16 protein-coding genes are annotated in these 17066 nt (G+C 70.4%); 8 read left to right on the top strand and 8 right to left on the bottom strand.

The window, feature by feature from the left end; genetic code table 11:
- The first annotated feature begins 319 nt into the window (after window positions 1-319).
- From ACF09C_RS29010 to ACF09C_RS28975, 8 genes are all read left to right on the top strand, one after another.
- Window positions 320-2935, top strand: a complete 2616-nt coding sequence (locus ACF09C_RS29010; protein ID WP_392095716.1) for a S8 family serine peptidase — start codon at window positions 320-322, stop codon at window positions 2933-2935.
- Window positions 2936-2962: 27 nt separating this feature from the next.
- Window positions 2963-3169 carry a hypothetical protein gene (locus ACF09C_RS29005; RefSeq protein ID WP_392095714.1) on the top strand — a complete coding sequence of 69 codons (207 nt, stop codon included), beginning with the start codon at window positions 2963-2965 and terminating at the stop codon, window positions 3167-3169.
- A gap of 80 nt (window positions 3170-3249) precedes the next feature.
- A complete protein-coding gene (locus ACF09C_RS29000) occupies window positions 3250-3438 on the top strand; it encodes a hypothetical protein (protein ID WP_392095713.1) in 189 nt (62 codons plus the stop codon).
- 333 nt (window positions 3439-3771) lie between these two features.
- On the top strand, window positions 3772-3960 hold the full coding sequence (locus tag ACF09C_RS28995) for a hypothetical protein (protein ID WP_392095711.1): 189 nt from the start codon (window positions 3772-3774) through the stop codon (window positions 3958-3960).
- Between the two features lie 68 nt (window positions 3961-4028).
- Entirely contained in the window at window positions 4029-4334 is a 306-nt protein-coding gene (locus tag ACF09C_RS28990) for a hypothetical protein (RefSeq protein WP_392095709.1), read from the top strand.
- 416 nt (window positions 4335-4750) lie between these two features.
- Window positions 4751-4975, top strand: coding sequence for a hypothetical protein (locus ACF09C_RS28985; RefSeq protein ID WP_392095708.1), 225 nt, complete (start codon window positions 4751-4753; stop codon window positions 4973-4975).
- 59 nt (window positions 4976-5034) lie between these two features.
- Window positions 5035-6657, top strand: a complete 1623-nt coding sequence (locus ACF09C_RS28980) for a hypothetical protein (RefSeq protein ID WP_392095706.1) — start codon at window positions 5035-5037, stop codon at window positions 6655-6657.
- Window positions 6658-6661: 4 nt separating this feature from the next.
- A complete protein-coding gene (locus tag ACF09C_RS28975; protein ID WP_392095704.1) occupies window positions 6662-7846 on the top strand; it encodes a lanthionine synthetase C family protein in 1185 nt (394 codons plus the stop codon).
- Window positions 7847-7963: 117 nt separating this feature from the next.
- Here the strand turns inward: ACF09C_RS28975 and ACF09C_RS28970 are convergent, their stop codons facing one another.
- The 8 genes from ACF09C_RS28970 to ACF09C_RS28935 form a co-directional block, all read right to left on the bottom strand.
- The gene (locus tag ACF09C_RS28970; protein ID WP_392095703.1) at window positions 7964-8776 is read right to left on the bottom strand and encodes an ABC transporter ATP-binding protein; all 813 of its coding nucleotides are present in this window, start codon (window positions 8774-8776) and stop codon (window positions 7964-7966) included.
- The gene (locus ACF09C_RS28965) at window positions 8776-9804 is read right to left on the bottom strand and encodes a FecCD family ABC transporter permease (RefSeq protein ID WP_392096053.1); all 1029 of its coding nucleotides are present in this window, start codon (window positions 9802-9804) and stop codon (window positions 8776-8778) included. The genes ACF09C_RS28970 and ACF09C_RS28965 overlap by 1 nt, the downstream gene beginning before the upstream one ends.
- An 82-nt stretch (window positions 9805-9886) precedes the next feature.
- Window positions 9887-10888: an ABC transporter substrate-binding protein gene (locus ACF09C_RS28960; RefSeq protein ID WP_392095702.1), complete on the bottom strand. Its 1002-nt coding sequence runs from the start codon at window positions 10886-10888 to the stop codon at window positions 9887-9889.
- Between the two features lie 134 nt (window positions 10889-11022).
- A complete protein-coding gene (locus ACF09C_RS28955; RefSeq protein WP_392095700.1) occupies window positions 11023-12006 on the bottom strand; it encodes a PLP-dependent cysteine synthase family protein in 984 nt (327 codons plus the stop codon).
- Window positions 12003-13145 carry a histidinol-phosphate transaminase gene (gene hisC / locus ACF09C_RS28950; protein ID WP_392095698.1) on the bottom strand — a complete coding sequence of 381 codons (1143 nt, stop codon included), beginning with the start codon at window positions 13143-13145 and terminating at the stop codon, window positions 12003-12005. The genes ACF09C_RS28955 and hisC overlap by 4 nt, the downstream gene beginning before the upstream one ends.
- The gene (locus ACF09C_RS28945; RefSeq protein ID WP_392095696.1) at window positions 13142-14593 is read right to left on the bottom strand and encodes an MATE family efflux transporter; all 1452 of its coding nucleotides are present in this window, start codon (window positions 14591-14593) and stop codon (window positions 13142-13144) included. Before ACF09C_RS28945 ends, hisC begins: the two co-directional genes overlap by 4 nt.
- Entirely contained in the window at window positions 14590-15570 is a 981-nt protein-coding gene (locus ACF09C_RS28940; protein ID WP_392095694.1) for an ornithine cyclodeaminase, read from the bottom strand. The genes ACF09C_RS28945 and ACF09C_RS28940 overlap by 4 nt, the downstream gene beginning before the upstream one ends.
- Window positions 15571-15617: 47 nt before the next feature.
- Window positions 15618-17060 (bottom strand): alanine racemase, encoded by a 1443-nt coding sequence (locus ACF09C_RS28935; protein WP_392095693.1) that lies wholly within the window; start codon window positions 17058-17060, stop codon window positions 15618-15620.
- Window positions 17061-17066 lie beyond the last annotated feature (6 nt).

Here is a 17066-nt window from a genome sequence, read left to right as displayed (position 1 = left end):
TGTGCGCGAGGCCGTATGCGGCTGCAACCGGTGGAATGCGCGGGCCGGTTGCGCGTCGCGGCACGTTTGTGCCGGTCCGGTGCGCCGCGGGATGCACCGCATCCACGATGCAGAAACGTTTCGCCCATGAGTGGTGCGACGCGCGCCGAACGTTTCGGAGACGGCTCGCGAACGCGCCGCGCCAGGAAGAGCAACGCCTCCGCAATGCGCTGGTGGGACACCTTCTGTTGTGGCGCGTACGCCGTGTACGGGTTGGCCGGGCGCCACGACGGACCCATCCCGGCGCACGCCGGGATGCCGCAGATGGCGGAGGTTCAGGATGGACATCCGGTCGGTGGTACGCGGGGTCGCCGGACACGGCGAGCTCCTTGGGAGCCCCGAGGTACGTGTGGCGGTGCTCGACGGCCCCGTGGATATGGAACATCCGTGTTTCGCGGGAGCGAACCTGACCCGTATGCCCACCCTGGTGTCCGACCCGGCCGGGCCCGGTCCGATGTCGCTCCACGGCACCCACGTGACGAGCCTGCTCTTCGGACAGCCCCCCTCTTCGGTGCCGGGCCTTGTGCCGCGCTGCACCGGCCTGCTGCTGCCGGTCTTCCGGGAGTCCCCGGACGGCCGGGTGACTCGCGTGCCCCAGCTGGACCTGGCCCGGGCCGTGGAGCAAGCCGTGGAGGCCGGCGCCCATGTCATCAACATCAGCGGCGGGGAACGCACCCCCGCAGGCACCCCGAACAGCATGCTCGAACGGGCGCTTCGGCTGTGCGAAGACAGAGGGGTGCTGGTGGTCGCGGCGGTCGGGAACGACGGGTGTGACTGTCTGCAGGCGCCCGCCGCCACGCCGTCCGTGGTCGCCGTGGGAGCGGCCGACGCCACCGGAGTGCCGCTCGGCATCAACAATTGGGGCGCCGCCTACCGGCTGAACGGGGTGCTGGCGCCAGGCCAGGACATCCAGGGAGCCGCACCCGACGGCGGACTCGCCTTGCTGACCGGCAGCAGCTTCGCCGCCCCGGCCGTGACCGGGGTCGTGGCGCTGCTGGTGGCCAGGCACCTGGCTCTGGGGCGCGCGGCCGACCCGATCGCGGCGGGCCGCGCCGTCCTGGAGTCGGCGCTCCGCCCGCCCTGCGGCCCGGACGACGCCACCGAGTGCCGCAGGCTGCTTCGCGGCCTGCTGAACGCCGCCGGCGCCTTCGCCCTGGTCGACCAGGCAGGCGGACCGGCCCCGACCGACCGGGGAACGACTTACGCCGAACCGAGACAAGGAGCCATCGTCATGGACACAAACGCCGTACACGCGCAGGCCTCCCAGCCTCCCGAGACCATGCCCACAGACGCGCTCACGACCACCCCCGCAGCCATGCCCACGGCCGCGCCCGCGATTCCGGCAGGGGCCCAGGACCCGGCGGGCGCGGGGTGGGCGGAGGGCGTACAGGGCAGTGGATCCACACAGACCGCGGGAACCGGTGGCGTGCCGGTCACTGCGCCTTGGCCGGCGGCGGTACCCGCAGCGCCTGAAGCCTTGCCCGCTCCCCCTCCCTATCCGCCGGCAGCGTCCACGGCGACGCAGGGTGCGGCCCAGGCCGCCATGCCGGCTGGTGTGCAGGCCGCCGCGGGAGCTGTGCCCACCGCCGCACCGGCCGCTCCTGCCACCGCCGCGCAGCCGGCCGCCTCTGCGACGGTCACGGGCGTGTGCCCGTCGTGCGCCGGGTGCGGCGGTACGTGCGCGGAGGCGGGCGGTCGTCCCAGTGGGAGCGGCCACGCGACGGCGGCGGCGCCGGCCCCCGGGCGGCAGCTGATCTACGCGATCGGCACCATCGGGTTCGACTTCCAGACCGAGGCACGTCGCGACAGCTTCCGCCAGCTGATGCCGAACATCGTCGTCGATGCCAAGGGAGATCAGCCGGAAACGGAGACCCAGCCGAACGTCTACGACCCCAAGCAACTGCATGCCTACCTGAGCAAGAACCCGTGGGCCTCCGACAAGCTGATCTGGACGCTCAACATGGACGCCACCCCGATCTACGCCCTGGAGGCGGAGATGCCGGTGGGCATGGACTGGACCCGGCCCATCATCACCGACCCCAAGGCGTCCCAGGAGAAGGTGCAGAAGCTCGCGGAGAAGGCCGCCAAGGGAGGGAAGGGCGCCGGGGCCGACGGGGCGGGGCTCCTCGCCCAGATCCTCGAGACGCTCGCCTACCCACCGGTCTCCTACGTCTACCGCACCTTCAGGGACGCCCTGCTGGGGCAGTCCAAGAACGTCAAGGACATCGACTACATCTCGCGGGTCTCGATACCCGGGGTCCTCACGGACCGCACCGTCCGACTGTTCTCGGGCGAAGTGCTGCCCGTGGTGGAGGTCAAGAGCCGTGGACTGTTCACGTGGAACGAGACGCTGCTGGTCAACGCGGTGTACGCCGCGGTGGTCGACACCCGCGTGAGGGAGGCGCGTCGGCAGGCAGCCGAGGAGGTCGAGACCGACGGCGCGACCCCCGAGGAATCCGTCGCGGCCCAGGACGCCGCCGAGGAGGAGGTCCGCAAGGAGTTCGACGGCAAGAAGGGCGAGTTCCTCAAGAGGACGATCCGCTCCCTGCTGGACAAGATCTACTGGAAGTTCCGCAACCTCGGACGGAGTTCCGCCGACCGCGCGCTCAACGCCGCCGGCACCAACGCGTTCGTGGTCGGCGCCCAGATCCAGGACGGCATCCTCTCCGCCGAGCACGTCCCTGGCAGCGGCAACAACTTCTACTCGCTGGACACCGTCAGCGTCTCCCCAAGCCCCTTCTGTCGTACCGGTTCTGACTGCCAGGACGTCGTCCTGACCTTCTTCGACCCCGAGAACGACCAGCGCGCTCCGGTGTCGTACCTGTTCACGTTCGACGTGAGCGACGAAGTACCGGTCAGCCTCGCTCCGGTCCACACCTTCATCGGCGGTGTGTGACAGCCGCCCCACACCGAGGAGCTCCTCATGGACACGACCGCCAACCCCACCCCCCGGCTTCCCGACCTTCTGCCCGCCTCCTTCCCGCCGCAAGCGCCGCCGGTCTGCCGCGACCGGTCGCGGCAGCCGCAGCAGCGGCTGGACCACGGCGTCGAGGCATCACGCTCGGGCTGCGCGGACCTGTGGGGACCTGCCCGGCAGATGTGCTACGCGCAGCGGTCACAGGCGCTGTGACACACGCCGTGACACCGGGCAAGACAAGCCGTCCGGCGGCAACCGCTCGCCGGATCGTCACCAGGTGAAAGGTGAGAAAGATGAACGAGTCGTTCACGCAGTACGACGAGCGGCCGGCTCCGGCCGGCGCTCCGCAGACGCCGTTCCAGACTCCCGCCGTCGACCGCAGCCCGACCGGCCCCAAGAACGCCGGCGAAGGGACCGAAGGCGTCCAGGCCAACTTCGGCCTGGGTGACGTCTGGAACATCGCGAAGAAGGTCCTCTTCTAGAGGTCACCTCGCAGCACCCCTCGCGGCAGCGGTGGCCCGCGCCCAGGCGCCCCGGCCACCGCTGCACGAACCTTTCTTCGAGAGGACACCGCGGTGAACAGCGAAATCCCGCACACAGTCCCGTCGCCGGCCGCGCCCCGGCCTCCCCTGCAGACGCCCGCGGTCGACCGGAGCCCCGCGGCCCCGGCACGCGCCGGCGCCGGCTTGCAGGGCGCCGAGGCGAGCTGGGCGATGCCCTGGGAGCTGATCGGCCACGGAGCCAAAGGAATGCTGGACCACTGGCTCTCCCGGCGGGCTTAGCGCCACAGCGCACTGTTCTGAAAGGACACGGACATGAACAAGGACGTTCCCCAGCACACGGCCCCGGCGGCCGTCGTGCGCGCGCCTGTCCAGGCACCGGCCGTAGACCGCACCCGGCCGGCCGGCCATGCCGCCGGCTCTGAGAACGGGGGCGGCGTCGAGGCGGACTTCGCCTGGCTGCTGCCCCTGGCCACGAAGGCGATCGGCGCCTTCTTCAAGTGAAGTGATGGCCCCACGCCGGGCGCCCGCGGCTGTGCCGCGGCCCCGGCCGGGCCCGAAAGGACGGCGGCATGAACGACACGCACCAAGCGGCCGCCACGCCCGCCGGCACAGGGCTCAATCTGCCCGTGCTCGGGGCAGTGGAGCGCCGCTGGGACACGTACCGGCCCTTCCTGAAGGCCGTACGCGTCTACTACTACAAGACCGAGGAGGATCCCAAGACAGAGCAGGCGGGGTATCTGATGGAGGAGCCCCCGCCCAAGTCCACCTTCGGGTCCGACGTCAACGACCCGCCCTGGGCCGGCCCGGACGCCCGCGGGTGGAACTGCCCGCCAGGTGAAGGGACTGCCGCCTGCACCTGGCACGGCACCCTCTAGGAGGAAACGCCTTGCTCTCCCCGGCCGTCTGCCGTGCGCGACAACGGCCGGGGAGAGACATGCCCGGCCTGAAGCGTGCCGCCTGCAGCGCTCGAGCACCTGGCGCATCGCCCCGAGCGAAGGCGGACCAGGAGGCCGGTGCGGGTGCCGGCGGCGGTGTGCAGGTTCGGCCACCCGCTGGGGGCCTCGCCCGCACTGCCCGGCTCCCCACACGGAGTGGCCAGGCCCGCGCCCGAGGAGCTCGGATCGATAACCCGTTCGGAGCAGGTCCGCCCGGGGGCCGCGCAGCGGAGTCCTCGCAGGTCGGACCCGGTGGAGAAGCCGTCAGGAAAGGCCGGTGGAGGCCTTGCGGGCTGGCAGCGCACGACGGCCCGTCGTTTCCTGGCAGCACGTACGCCAGGAGACAGGAGGAACTCATGGCCAAGCAGGGCAAGGCGAGGTCCGCCTCGCTGAACGAGGTCAAGGCGAGCCTTGAACGGGCATGCGCCGACGTCGACCGTGTACTGCGGCTGCAGGGGATGCAGACCGAAGGGGGTGCTGCCACTCCCGCGATCGCCGGATTCCACAGCACCCAGTCGATCGGCTGCAGCACGTACAGCGTGGCCTGCGGCGGTGGCGGCGGCGGAACGGTGCAGATGTGACCGCGGAAGGATCACGAGCCCGCCGGGGCCCCTCTCGGGGCCTCGGCGGATAAGCGGCTGTGGACCGCCAGGCGGCCCTGGCTGCCCACCACCTCTTCGGTCTCGCCGATCCCCGGCACTACGAGCCGCTGTCCCGCAGGGCCATCACCCCTGAGTACCGCGACGCGCTGCGACGGCTGCTGCCGGACGCCTGGGCTCTGGAGCGCGGGGACGTCTGGCTGCACGCGCGGAGGGCGCCGGGATCCACGGAGCGGTCGGCTCCGCCGCCCACCCAGGGCTTCAAGATCCATGTCTCCTCCGCCCCCGCGCACGCCGTCCGCCTGTTCGAACTCGTGGTCCCCGTGTGCGTGTCGTTCCGCGTCGAGTTCAAGGCCGCCGCCGACCCGGTGATGCTGGCCGTACTCAACTCGAAGACACAGCAACGCGGTTTCTCCGGCAAGTTCATGACGCTGTACCCGCCCGACGAGCACGTCTTCGCCGAGCTGATCGAGGCCCTGTACCAGTGCACGGCCGACGAAGCCGTCGAGGGGCCGTACATCCTCTCCGACCGGCGCTATCGGGACAGCAGGGTGCTGTTCTATCGGTACGGGGGCTTCCGACCGCCGCGGCGACTCAACATCGACGGCACGCAGAGCACGTTCCTGGTGGCGCCCGACGGCTCGTACGTGGCCGACGAACGGCTGCCGCTGTTCCGGCTGCCGCCCTGGGTCCGCGACCCCTTCGCCGAGGAGCCGGCGGAGCGACCGGCGTCCGAGGCCGCGACGCGGTCCGGCCCGGAGTCCGACGCAGAGCCGGACGTGAAGTCGTACGCGGAGTCCGGCGCGGAGCCGGACGTGGAGGCCGACGGCACGCTCCTCCACGATCGCTATCTCGTCGAGGGCGCCCTCGCCTTCTCCAACGTCGGCGGCGTCTATCACGGCACCGACCGGCTCACCGGGGATCCGGTCGTCGTGAAGGAGGCCCGGCGGCTCACCAACTGCTGGACGAGCGGAGACCGCACGGTGGACGCGGTCGACATGCTGCGCCACGAGTACGAGGTACTGCGCCGACTGGAGGGCTTGGACTCCGTCCCCCGGGCGGTGGAGCTGTTCCGGGAATGGGAGCACACGTTCCTGGTGGAGCAACGGCTGGAGGGTGTCGCGTTCCACGACTTCTGGGCGCGCGACGAGGTCATCCTCGCCCCGTACATCCGACGGGAGGGAAGGGTGGACCGGTTCGTCCCCCTGTTCCGGGAGGTCGCCGGCCGCCTGGTCCCCATGATCGAAGAGGTGCACGCCCGTGGTGTGGTCCTCGGCGACCTCTCGCCGAACAACGTCCTGATCGACACCGGTACGCTTCGGATGCGGTTCATCGACTTCGAGAGCGCCGTCCACGAGGACGACGAGGCGGCGATGCTGTCCTACGGGACCCGCTGGGGCACGCCCGGCTTCCTTCACCCGGACCGCTCCTCGCGCAGCCGGCTCCTCCCCTGCGACGACTGGTACGCCGCGGCCATGCTGCTCTACAGCACCGTCGTGCCCGCCACCGCGTTCTTCGGCCTCAACCCCGCGGCGAAGGACCTCTTCCTCGACGAGCTCGTCGCCCTCGGCGTCCCGACGCAGGTGAGGTCCGTCGTGTCGTGCCTGGCCGCCGCCCGGGTCGACGAGGCGAAGAGAGTCCTGGCCGACTGGAAGGACGGCTGACGCCATGACGCCCCTGGTGACCGAACGGCGCAGGTCCGGGGACGGTGTCCCGGCCCGACCGGACACGGAGGTCCGGCGCACCGTCGACGGGATCGCCGGCCTGCTGCTCCGTACCTTCGACGAGCGGCGCACCGACCGCCTCTGGCCCGCCGACTACACGGTCTTCGCGACCAACCCCCTGAGCGTGGCCTACGGCGCCTGCGGTCCTGCGCTCCTGCTCGGTTCGAGGACGCGCGACCGTGGGGCGCCGGCGGACGGGCTGCCGACCGAGGTGGCCGCCTGGATGCTGGGGCGGCCGCTGGACAACGACACCTATCCGCCCGGGCTCTACGTCGGCTCGGCCGGCATCGCATGGGCCTTCCACGACCTGGGCTGGGAGGAGCGGGGCGAGGCCGTGATGACCCTGCTGCACTCCTCTCCCCTGCTGTATGACGATCCGGGTGTGTTCCTCGGCGTCGCCGGATGGGGACTCGCCTCGCTGCGCTTCCACGCGCGGACCGGGCGGCAGCTCCATCTCGACCATGCCGTGCAGGCGGGCGAGCATCTCCTCAGAACGGCCGAGACCGAGGGCGACACCTGCACGTGGCGGTCCTCTCTCGACGGTCTCGTCCACTACGGGTACGGCTACGGGGCGAGCGGCATCGCCCTCTTCCTCCTCCATCTGCACCTGGCCACCGGCGACGAGCGCTTCCGTTCGTACGCCGTGCGGGGTCTGGAGTTCGACCTGGGCCGTGCGAGCGAGAGCGGCCTGGGCCTGCAGTGGCAGCGGGTCGAGGGCGATCCCGTGGTGTACCCGTACTGGATCCACGGAGGCGCGGGGGTCGGCAGTGTGCTGGTCCGGTTCCACCGGCTGCTCGGCGACGAGCGGTACGGCGAGCTCGCCCGGCGGGTGGCTGACGACACCTTCGTCACGTACTCCTACGCGCCCGGCCTGTTCGAAGGCCTGGCGGGGATCGGCGAGTTCATGCTGGACATGTACCGCTGCACCGGCGAGGAGGAGTACCGGGACAGGGCCTGTGCCGTCGCCAGGACCGTCCTGTGGTTCCGGGTCGAGGAGGAGGGCGGGATCGCGTTCCCTGGCCGTTGGCTGAACCGAATCGCCCACGACTACGCGACCGGCTCGGCCGGCATCGGCATGTTCCTGTCCCGGCTGCTCGCCCCCGGCGACCGTGCTTTCGTGGATCTGTGAGGGCTCGGCTCGTGCCCGCAGGCCCCGCCGAACCCCCACGACCGCGGCACGCCTCGGCGGCCTCGGCGAGCGCGGCGGAAACTCCTCCCTGGCCCGACCGCTGTCGGGGCAGTGGCGTCAGCGCATGTCGGGTCGCGTCGCCTGCGCGGCGACTGTCCGCGTGGCCGTGGCCACGTAGGTGACGCGCAGGGTCCCGGTGGCGGGTTCGCGGTCGACGAGCACCTCCACTCCGTAGACCCGCTTGATCAGGTCCGGGGTCAGCACGTCCTCCGGGGCGCCGGCCGCGGCCACCTCACCATGGTCGAGGAGGACGATGTGATCGCAGTACCGCGCCGCGAGATTGAGGTCGTGCAGGGCGACGACGCAGGTGACGTCCAGTGAGGTCAGCAGGTCGAGGAGTTCGAGCTGGTGCCGGATGTCGAGGTGGTTGGTGGGTTCGTCTAGCAGGATCTCCTGGGGCTCCTGGGCCAGGGCGCGGGCGAGTTGGGTGCGCTGTTTCTCCCCTCCGGAGAGGGTGTGCCAACTCCGGTGCTGCTTGTCGGTGATCTCGGTCCGTTCGAGCGCCTCGTCGACGATCCGCCGGTCGTGCTCGGTCAGCGCGTCGAAGCGGCCGCGGAACGGAGTACGGCCGAGTTCGACGACCTGGCGGACGGTGACGTGGTGGTGGGCGGACACGTCCTGTTCGACGACGGCGAGCCGCCGGGCCAGCACCCGGCGGCCGAGGTTCTGAAGGCTCGTGTCGTCGTAGCGGACGGTTCCGGTGTCGGGTTTCCGCAGTCCCGCGAGCAGGCGCAGCAGGGTCGACTTGCCCGAGCCGTTGGGCCCGAGGAGGCCGACGACCTTCCCGTCGTGGACCGCCATCTCGATGTTGTCCAGCAGCCGTTGGCCCTTGACCGACCAGGAGAGCCGCGTGGTGGTGATACGGCCCATCAGGACTCCAGACGCTTCAGGACCAGCGCGAACGCGGGCGCGCCGAGGAGCGCGGTGATGACGCCGGCGGGCAGTTCATGGGGCGCGAACGCCGTCCGCGCGAACACGTCCACCCAGATGAGGAAGACGGCGCCGACGATCGCGGAGAGAGGGAGCAGCGAGCGGTGCATCGGTCCCGTCACGACGCGGACGCCGTGCGGGATGAGCAGCCCGATGAAGCCGATCGCTCCGGAGGCGGCGACGGCGGCGGCCGTGATGACCGAGGTCAGTACCATCAGCCAGATCCGGGCCGCGGTGACGTTGATGCCGAGGGCGGCGGCGGAGTCCCACCCGAAGGTGAAGGCGTCGAGGGCGGGCGCGAAGAACTGGATGGCGATCACCCCGGCCAGGATGACCAGGACGGTGACGGTCACCCCCTCCCATCGGGCGCCTCCGAGGGTGCCGAGGAGCCAGTAGGTGAAGCCGCGGGTGGAGTTGGCGTCCCCGTTGACCATGAGGATGACCGAGGTGACCCCGGCGAAGAACTGGGACACGAGAACGCCGGTGAGCACCACGCGCGAAGGGCTGGCGACACGCCCGCCGCCGAGCAGGAGCAGGAGCAGGCCGAAGGAGACCAGGCCGCCGACGAAGGCTCCGGTGGACAGGGAGATGCTGCCGCCGATGCCGAGCAGGAGTACGGCGACGGCGCCGGTGGAGGCGCCGGAGGAGACTCCCAGTAGATAGGGGTCGGCGAGGGGGTTCCTGGTGACCGCCTGCAGGACCGCGCCCGAGACCGCCAGGGCCATACCGACGGCCACGGCCAGCAGGACCCGCGGGAAGCGGGACTCCCAGATCAGGGCGTCGAGCAGGCCCGGCAGCGGCGGAGTGGGGGCGATCTCGCCCAAACCGATGTGCCGCAGGATCGTGGAGACCACGTCCAGCGGCCGGATGTTCGCGCTGCCGAACAGCGACGCGGTGACGATCGACACCAGGAGCCCGGCCACGGCCAGGAGGTAGAGCGCCACGGTCGCGGTGCGCCGCCGGCGCACCGGAACCGTCTCACTCCTGGTGGTCGGGTCTCCGGTGCGCGCGGCGGTCGTGTGTGAACTCGTCGTCATGATGGTGGACGGGTCAGCCGAGCTTGTTCAGGCCGTCGACCAGCGCGGGAACGGCGGACGCGCTGCCGTAACTGGGATCCATGTGGCTGCCGGGGATGGTGATGAACTTGTCGCCCTTCACCGCGGCGAGCTTGCTGGTGAGCGGGTCCTTCTTGAGGAGCTCGATCTTCTCCTTCGCGGTGTCGTTGGGTTCGCCTCGGGTCAGGTCGGCGAGGATGATCACGTCGGGGTTCCGCGCGGCGACCTCGTCCCAACTCACCTCCGCCCACTTGGTCTTGGCGTCGGCGAAGATGTTCTCGACCCCGACGAGCTGGGAGATGTGCTGCGGCAGGCCACCGGGGCCCGCCGCCCACGGGGTGCCCTCGTAGGTGGAGTAGAACCACATCACCTTGAGCGGCTTGTCCCGCTTCTCGACGGTGCCGACCGCCTTGTCCACCACGACCTTCTGCTCGGTCGCCAGCTTCTCGCCGGCCTCGGGCACGCCCATGATCCTGCCGAGTCGGCGGTACTCCTCGAACAGCATCGGGAAGTCCGCGTTCGCCACGCTCTCGTGGTACGTGCAGTCGAACTCGGTCAGGTAGGTGGGAACGCCGAGGTCGTGGAGGTCCTTGCGCTCGCCGGCCTGCTCCTTGGTGAACATGCTGGCGAAGGAGCCGTAGACGAAGTCCGGCTGCGCTTCGAGCAGCTTCTCGTGCTTGATCTCCGCCCCGGGCGCGGACAGGACCGGGATCTTCTTGTACTGCTCGGCGATCGCGTCCGGGGTCTTCTCGATCTCGTAGCCCGTTCCGGCGATCCGGTCCCCCACCCCGAGGTGGATGAGGATCTCGGCGGCGGTCTGGTTCAGCGTGACGGCCTTCTGCGGCGCGGCCTTGTAGGTCACGTCGGTGCCGCAGTTCTCGAGGGTGAAGGGGTAGGTCGTCGCGCTCGTCGCCGGCACCGTGCCCTTGGCCTTCGCCCCGGCGTCGGAGGACGCGTCCGTTCCGCATCCGGTGACCGCGAGCGCCGCCAGAGCCACAGCAGTTACGGTAATCGTTTTCGTTTTCATTATTCGCAGACTATCAGTTCGTAGGGAAGGAGAAGAAGGGGAGTTGGAGGCTCCGGACGGGCCCGGGACGGCGGGGCCGCCGCGCCGACGTGCGGGCGGCGCGCCTAGCGCAGCAGCGCGGCAAGTCGGTGGACGACCTGCTCGTCGAAGAGGCCGTTGGCCGCCATCCAGTCGTCGTTGAACACGGTGTCGAGGTACTTGTCGCCGCCGTCGCAGACCAGCACGACGATGGTGGATCCGGGCGCCGCACTCCGCGCCCGCTCCAGGGCCTTGTAGACCACGCCGCCCGCCGAACCGCCGATCAGGACACCGAAGTTCCTGGCCAGATAGCGGCAGGTCTCGAAGGCTTCCGCGTCGCGGACCTTGAGCCCCTGGTCGATCACTTCGTAGTCGACGACGGGGCCGATCTCCGAGCCCTCGGGCGTACCGGTGCCGGACTGGTGGTAGGGCGCGCCCCTGCCGCCGAAGAGGACCGACCCCTCCGGCTCGACGCCGATGATCCTCAGGTCCGGAATGCGTTCCCGCAGGAAGCGGCCGGTGCCGCAGAGCGAACCACCGGTGCCGACGGCCCCGTACAGGTACTGGATGTCGTCGCCCAGGTCGTCGTGGAGTTCGCGGGCGAGCGGCCGGTAGCCGTTGGGGTTGCCCTGATTGCGGTGCTGCGCCGTCCAGTACGCGCCGTGCTCGGCCGCGAGCCGCTCGGCCGTGGTGTCGCGTTCGGCGGTGGCGAGGCCGTCCTCGTCGCCGGCGACGTTGAGGATGTCGGCGCCGTAGGCGCGCATGCCGCGCAGCTTGTCCGCGCTGGAGTGGTTGTCCACCACGGCGGTGAACTTGTACCCGCGCTCGGCGGCGATGAGCGCCAGGCCCAGCCCGGTGTTGCCGGAGGTGGACTCGACCAGCCACCCGCCGGGGGCGAGCAGTCCGGCCTCCTCCGCTTCGTCGACCATGTTCCTGGCCATCCGGATCTTGGCTGTGCCGGTGGGGTTGTACTGCTCCATCTTCAGCAGGACGGTCCCCCCGCCCTCCGAGGTATGCAGCTTGAGGAGGGGCGTTCGCCCCACCAGTTCGGAAATCCTGGTCTTGATCATGTCGCGTCCTTCGCGCATATCTCCGTCAGGCACCGCACGAAGACGTCGTTGTCCCCGGGGGTGGACAGAGAGGCTCGGATGTAGGTCTCGTATCCCGGCTCGCGCCACGCCTTGACGATGATTCCGGCGCGGTGCAGCTCCTGGGCGACCCGGTCGGAGCGGCAGCCGGTGTCGATGAAGAGGAAGTTGGTCGAGGACGGGACCACGCGCAGTCCCGCGCCCCGCAGGCGGTCGGTGACCCTGGCGATCTCCAGAGCCGTCTGACGAACCGTTTCCGCAAGGTGCGCCTCGTCGCCCAGTGCCGCGACGGCGGCGTCCTGGGCCGGCCGGTTGACGTTGTACGGGGTACGGACCCGGTCCAGTGCCTGGATCAGGGTGGCGTCGGAGGCGATGCCGTAGCCCACCCGGACGCCCGCCAGGCCGTACGCCTTGGAGAAGGTACGCAGGACGATCCACGGCCGCCGCAGCGTGCGGAGCGCGTCAAGGCCGTCGGGGTACTCCGGGTCGGTGCGGGCGAACTCGCCGTACGCCTCGTCGAGCACCAGCAGGGCCGACTCGGGGGTGGCGGCCACGACCTGCTCCAGCTCGGCGGCGGTGAGCATCGCACCGGTGGGGTTGCACGGGTTGGCGAGGAAGACGAGCTTGGGGCCGACGGCCAGCGCGTCGCGCCAGGCCGCCGCGTCGAACCCGAACTCGGCGGTGACCGGGACCTTCTGGACCCGGGCGCCCATGACACGGGGGAAGATCTCGTGCAGGCTGAAGCCGGGGGCCTGGGTGACCACCAGGTCACCGGGGTCCAGTACGGCCTGGCACAGCAGTTCCAGGATGTTCTCCGAACCGTTGCCGAGCACGACGCGCTCGGCCGGCACGTCCAGGCTCGTCCCGATGGCCTCGGTCAGGCGCTTGCCGGTGGGATCCGGGTAGCGGGAGACGCCGCCGGCCAGTCCCGCGCGAAGGACTTCGGCGACCGCGGGAGAACTGCCGTACGGATTCTCGTTGTTGGAGAGCTTGATGACGCGGCCGGCACCGCTGAGCGCGGCTACCTCGTCCGGATCGGCGCCGGGATCGTATCCGGGCAGCCCCGCCACCTCACCACGAATCAGTGAGGCCGAGGTGGCCCTTGCGAGGGTGGGGTTCATGACGACTCCGGTTCGAGGGCGGGCGCGCCGGACGTCTCGCGGTGGAGCCTGTCGACGCGGCGCAGGAAGGCGGCCAGCAGGATGGCGGCGGTGGCCGCGAGGCCGATGGTCTGGCCGATCCAGACGCCCTCGACACCCCAGTCGGCCGTGATCCCGAGCAGGTAGCCCGCGGGTAGGCCGATCAGCCAGTAGCCGACGAGGGAGATCCGGAAGGGGCCGGCGGTGTCGCCGATGCCGCGCAGGATGCCGTTGCCGATGTTCTGGGTGGCGTCGAAGACCTGCATGAGGGCGGCGATGAGCAGTCCGGTCACGGTCAGCGCGATGATGTCGGCGTTGCCGGCGTGCTCGGCGGAGATGAACAGCGACACGATCGGGTTCGGGATCACCAGGTACACGACGGCGACGGCCAGGGTCGCGATCACGCCCCAGGCCGTTCCGAGCAGGCCCATTCTGCGGGCCGTCACGTAGTCGTTGCCGCCGTCGGCCTCGCTGATGTGGATCGACGCCGCGTGGGAGAGACCGGCGGAGATCATGAAGACGATGTAGACGATCTGGTTCAACACCGTCTGCGCGGCCAGCGCCTCCACACCCAGGGAGCCGATCACCAGCGTGAGCACGCTGAAGAACCCGGCCTCCGAGGCGTACGTCCCCGAGATCGGCAGGCCGAGGCGCCAGACGGACCGGACCGCGTCGCCGTTCCAGCGCCGCGCCTCGGGCGAGGTGAGGTACGGGCGGAGGACACCATCGCGCAGAATCACCGCGACGAAGGCCAGGAAGGACAGCAGGAACACGGTGACGGTGGCGATCGCCACGCCCACGAAGCCGAACGCGGGCAGCCCGAACTTGCCGTAGATGAGTACGTAGTTGAGGCCGATCGTGGCTCCGACAGAGGCCAGCGTGATAGCGAGGAGCGGGCCGGGGCGCTTGAGGCCGGTGGTGAAGTGCCGCAGGTTCTGGAACCACAGGCAGGGCAGCATGCCCGGGGCCAGGACCACCAGGAACTCGCCGGCCTTGTCGACCACCTTCGGGTCCTGCCCCAGCAGGACAAGGAGCGGTCCGATCAGCAGCAGCGCCGCGCAGAACACCACACCGCAGACGGTCGCCCAGAAGAGTCCCGCGAACAGCAGCGCGCCGACACGGGCCCTGTCGTCCCGCACGCGTGCCTCGGCCACCAGGTTGCTCACGCCGGTCACCAGGCCGGTTCCGGTCGTGCGCAGCTGGTTGAAGAGCGCGATGGCCAGGCCGGCGGCGGCGATCTCCACCGCGCCGAGCCGGCCCAGCATCACGATGTCGACGGTGGTCAGGGCGACGTAGGCGAAGTTGGTCAGGATCAGCGGGAGCGCGAGCTTGAGCAGCGCGCGCGAGTTCCTGACCCACCACCCGGCGCCGTTGTTCTCGGCTCCGGTCGTGTCCGTCGTACCGGTGGTGTCGGTTGTTTCGGTACTCACCAGAAGTTGACCTTTTCCCCACGCCCGCTCGCCAGCGCCAGGTCGGCTATGTACCGGCCCAGTGCGGCGTCGGTGACGGCCATACCGCTGTTGTAGGCGAACACCACGTCCTCCGGTCGGTGTCGGGCGGGTGCCCGGCCGAGCAGGATGTCCGGCAACTGCGCGTCCACGGACGGCAGACCGCCGTCCGCGCCCCGCAGGTCGTCGCAGGTGGCGTGCATCTGGGCGGTGTCCGTTGCGATCCGGTAGTCCGCACCGTGGCACACGTCGGCGTGCACGCCGTACCCGAGGAGCACGGCGACCGAGCCCGGCTTCATCCAGTCCCGCCGGACCTCCTCCGTGACGGACAGGCCCGCGGCGCCAATCACGATGTCCGCCTCACCGGCGGCCTCACGAAGGTCCTTGACGATCTCGACCTCGCGGCCGTCGACGCTGTCCTGGACGGCGCGCAGCCCCTCGGGGTACGTACCGAACACCTGAAACCGCTCCAGCTCCGGCATCGCCGCGACGAGCATCGGCAGGGCCGCCTGCCCCTGGACGCCGGTGCCGACGACGAGGGCGGTCCGCGCGTCGGGGCAGGCCGAGCGGGCGAACAGCGCGGTGGTGGCCGAGGACCGCAGGGGTCCGAGCTTCACCACGTCCATCAGCGCGATGGGGGCCCCGGTGGTGTCGTCGACCAGGAAGACGAACGAGTGGAACCGGTAACTGTCCCGGGTGCGGCGCGGGTCGAACTCGTAGACCGCCTTGAAGCAGACGGTGCCGCTGCCGGCGTCCCTGGCCACCATCGAGTAGCTCAGCGAGCGATGGTCGGGATCGTCGATGATCGTCTTGACCGGATTGTTCGAGCCGCCTTCGCGCAGCGCGCGGTAGGCCTGCTCGACGACCGCGATCACCTCACGGTGGTCGAGGTCGAGACCTTCCTGCTGCGCTTGCGGCAGGAGCCACAGCTGCCCGGGCGGGGCGTAGCTCGGGGACATACGAGTCTTCTCCTTCATGGGTGGTCGTATCGGATGCGTTCGAGGTCTCAGCGGATTCCGTCCAGTCGCCAGCGCGGCGGAGCGCCGTCGCCGCCGAGGCCGCCTCCGACGCCGTCACCGAGGCCGTCGCCGCCGCCGCCGAGCCGGAGGACGACCTTCGACGGCAGGGGCGCGTCATGGAACGGGGACTCGTTGGAGTCCATCTGGTAGCCGGCGGTGTTGAGGTAGACCAGGTGGTCACCCCGGCGCACGGGGCGCGGGAAGCCGATCTTCCGCCAGGTGACCATGTCGCTCTCCAGGCAGGTCGAGCCCGCGACGCACGCCGGGAAGGGCTCGTCGGCGACGGTCCCGGCGGACATCAGCAGGGGGTCGGGGAGGTAGTCGCTGTTGAACCACTGCTCGGAGAGGCTGAAACTGCTGCCCGCGACGGTGACGATCGCGTACCCGTCGGACTCCCGCCGATCGTCGACCTGTTGGACGCGGTACATCGTGAATCCGGCCTGGTCCAGCAGGGCCCGGCCGGGCTCGACGACGAAGCGGATGCCGTATCGGTTCGCCTTCGCCGCCAGGCTCTCGCCGCCGCCGACCGGGTGCGCCATGATCGCGCGCACGGCCTGGGCGGCGAGCTGTCCCCCGTACGGATAGAAGTCCTTGAAGTCCTTGGCCGCGTGGTAGTGAGCCGGCTCGTTCTGCGCGAGGAACTCGTTCCAGAGCCGCGGCTCGACGTAACGGACGGGCAACCCGCCGCCGATGTCGACGAGTTCGGCGGAGAGTGAGCCACGCCGTCGGGCGTCGAGGCAGTGTTCGATCATCTCGTTCGCGGCCGTCGCGCGTTCCGCCGGGGAGTAGCCGTTCAGGTGGAAGGAGAATCCCCGGAGGGCGATGTGGTCGGCGAGTTCCCCGCACAGACCGACGGCGGCGCGGCGCTCGTCGGCGGAGAGACCGAAGCGGCTGCTCGACTGGCCGGCCGTCCGGGACCGCAGCAGCACCGTGGCCTGCCGCCCGGCGACCCGCGCGGTCCTCGCGAGCCGCCTCAGTTCGCTGATCGAGTCGATGGCGACCAGGCAGCCGTGCTGGACGGCGAGCGCGAGCAGCGCGTCGTCCTTCTCCGGGCCGGATATGCCGATCCGGTGGCCGGGCACTCCCCCGGCCAGCGCCTTGACCAGTTCGGGGGCGCCGGCTACGTCGACGCCGATGCCGAGGGCGGCGGCCGCAGTGACGTAGCAGTCGGCCTTGTTGGCCTTCTTGGCGAACAGGATGTCGGCGGCGGCACCGGTCTCGGCGATCACCCGGCGGAGTTCTCCGACGTTCTCCTCGAAGATCTCGGGCAGCACGACGTGCAGCGGTGATCCCAGGCCGTCCAGGAGGTCGGCGAGAAGGGCGCGGTGGTCCGTCAGGAGCCTGGAGACCGCGGGATGCCGGAGTGCGGTGAGCGCGAAGGGCAAGACTCCGGCCTTCGGGCGCTCCAACCGCTGTCGGGAGATGAGCACACCGTA

The sequence above is a fragment of the Streptomyces sp. NPDC014870 genome (assembly GCF_043081505.1).
Taxonomy (GTDB): domain Bacteria; phylum Actinomycetota; class Actinomycetes; order Streptomycetales; family Streptomycetaceae; genus Streptomyces.
The sequence above is the reverse complement of the archived record's forward strand: the minus strand, read 5'-3'. Positions and strand labels throughout refer to the sequence as shown.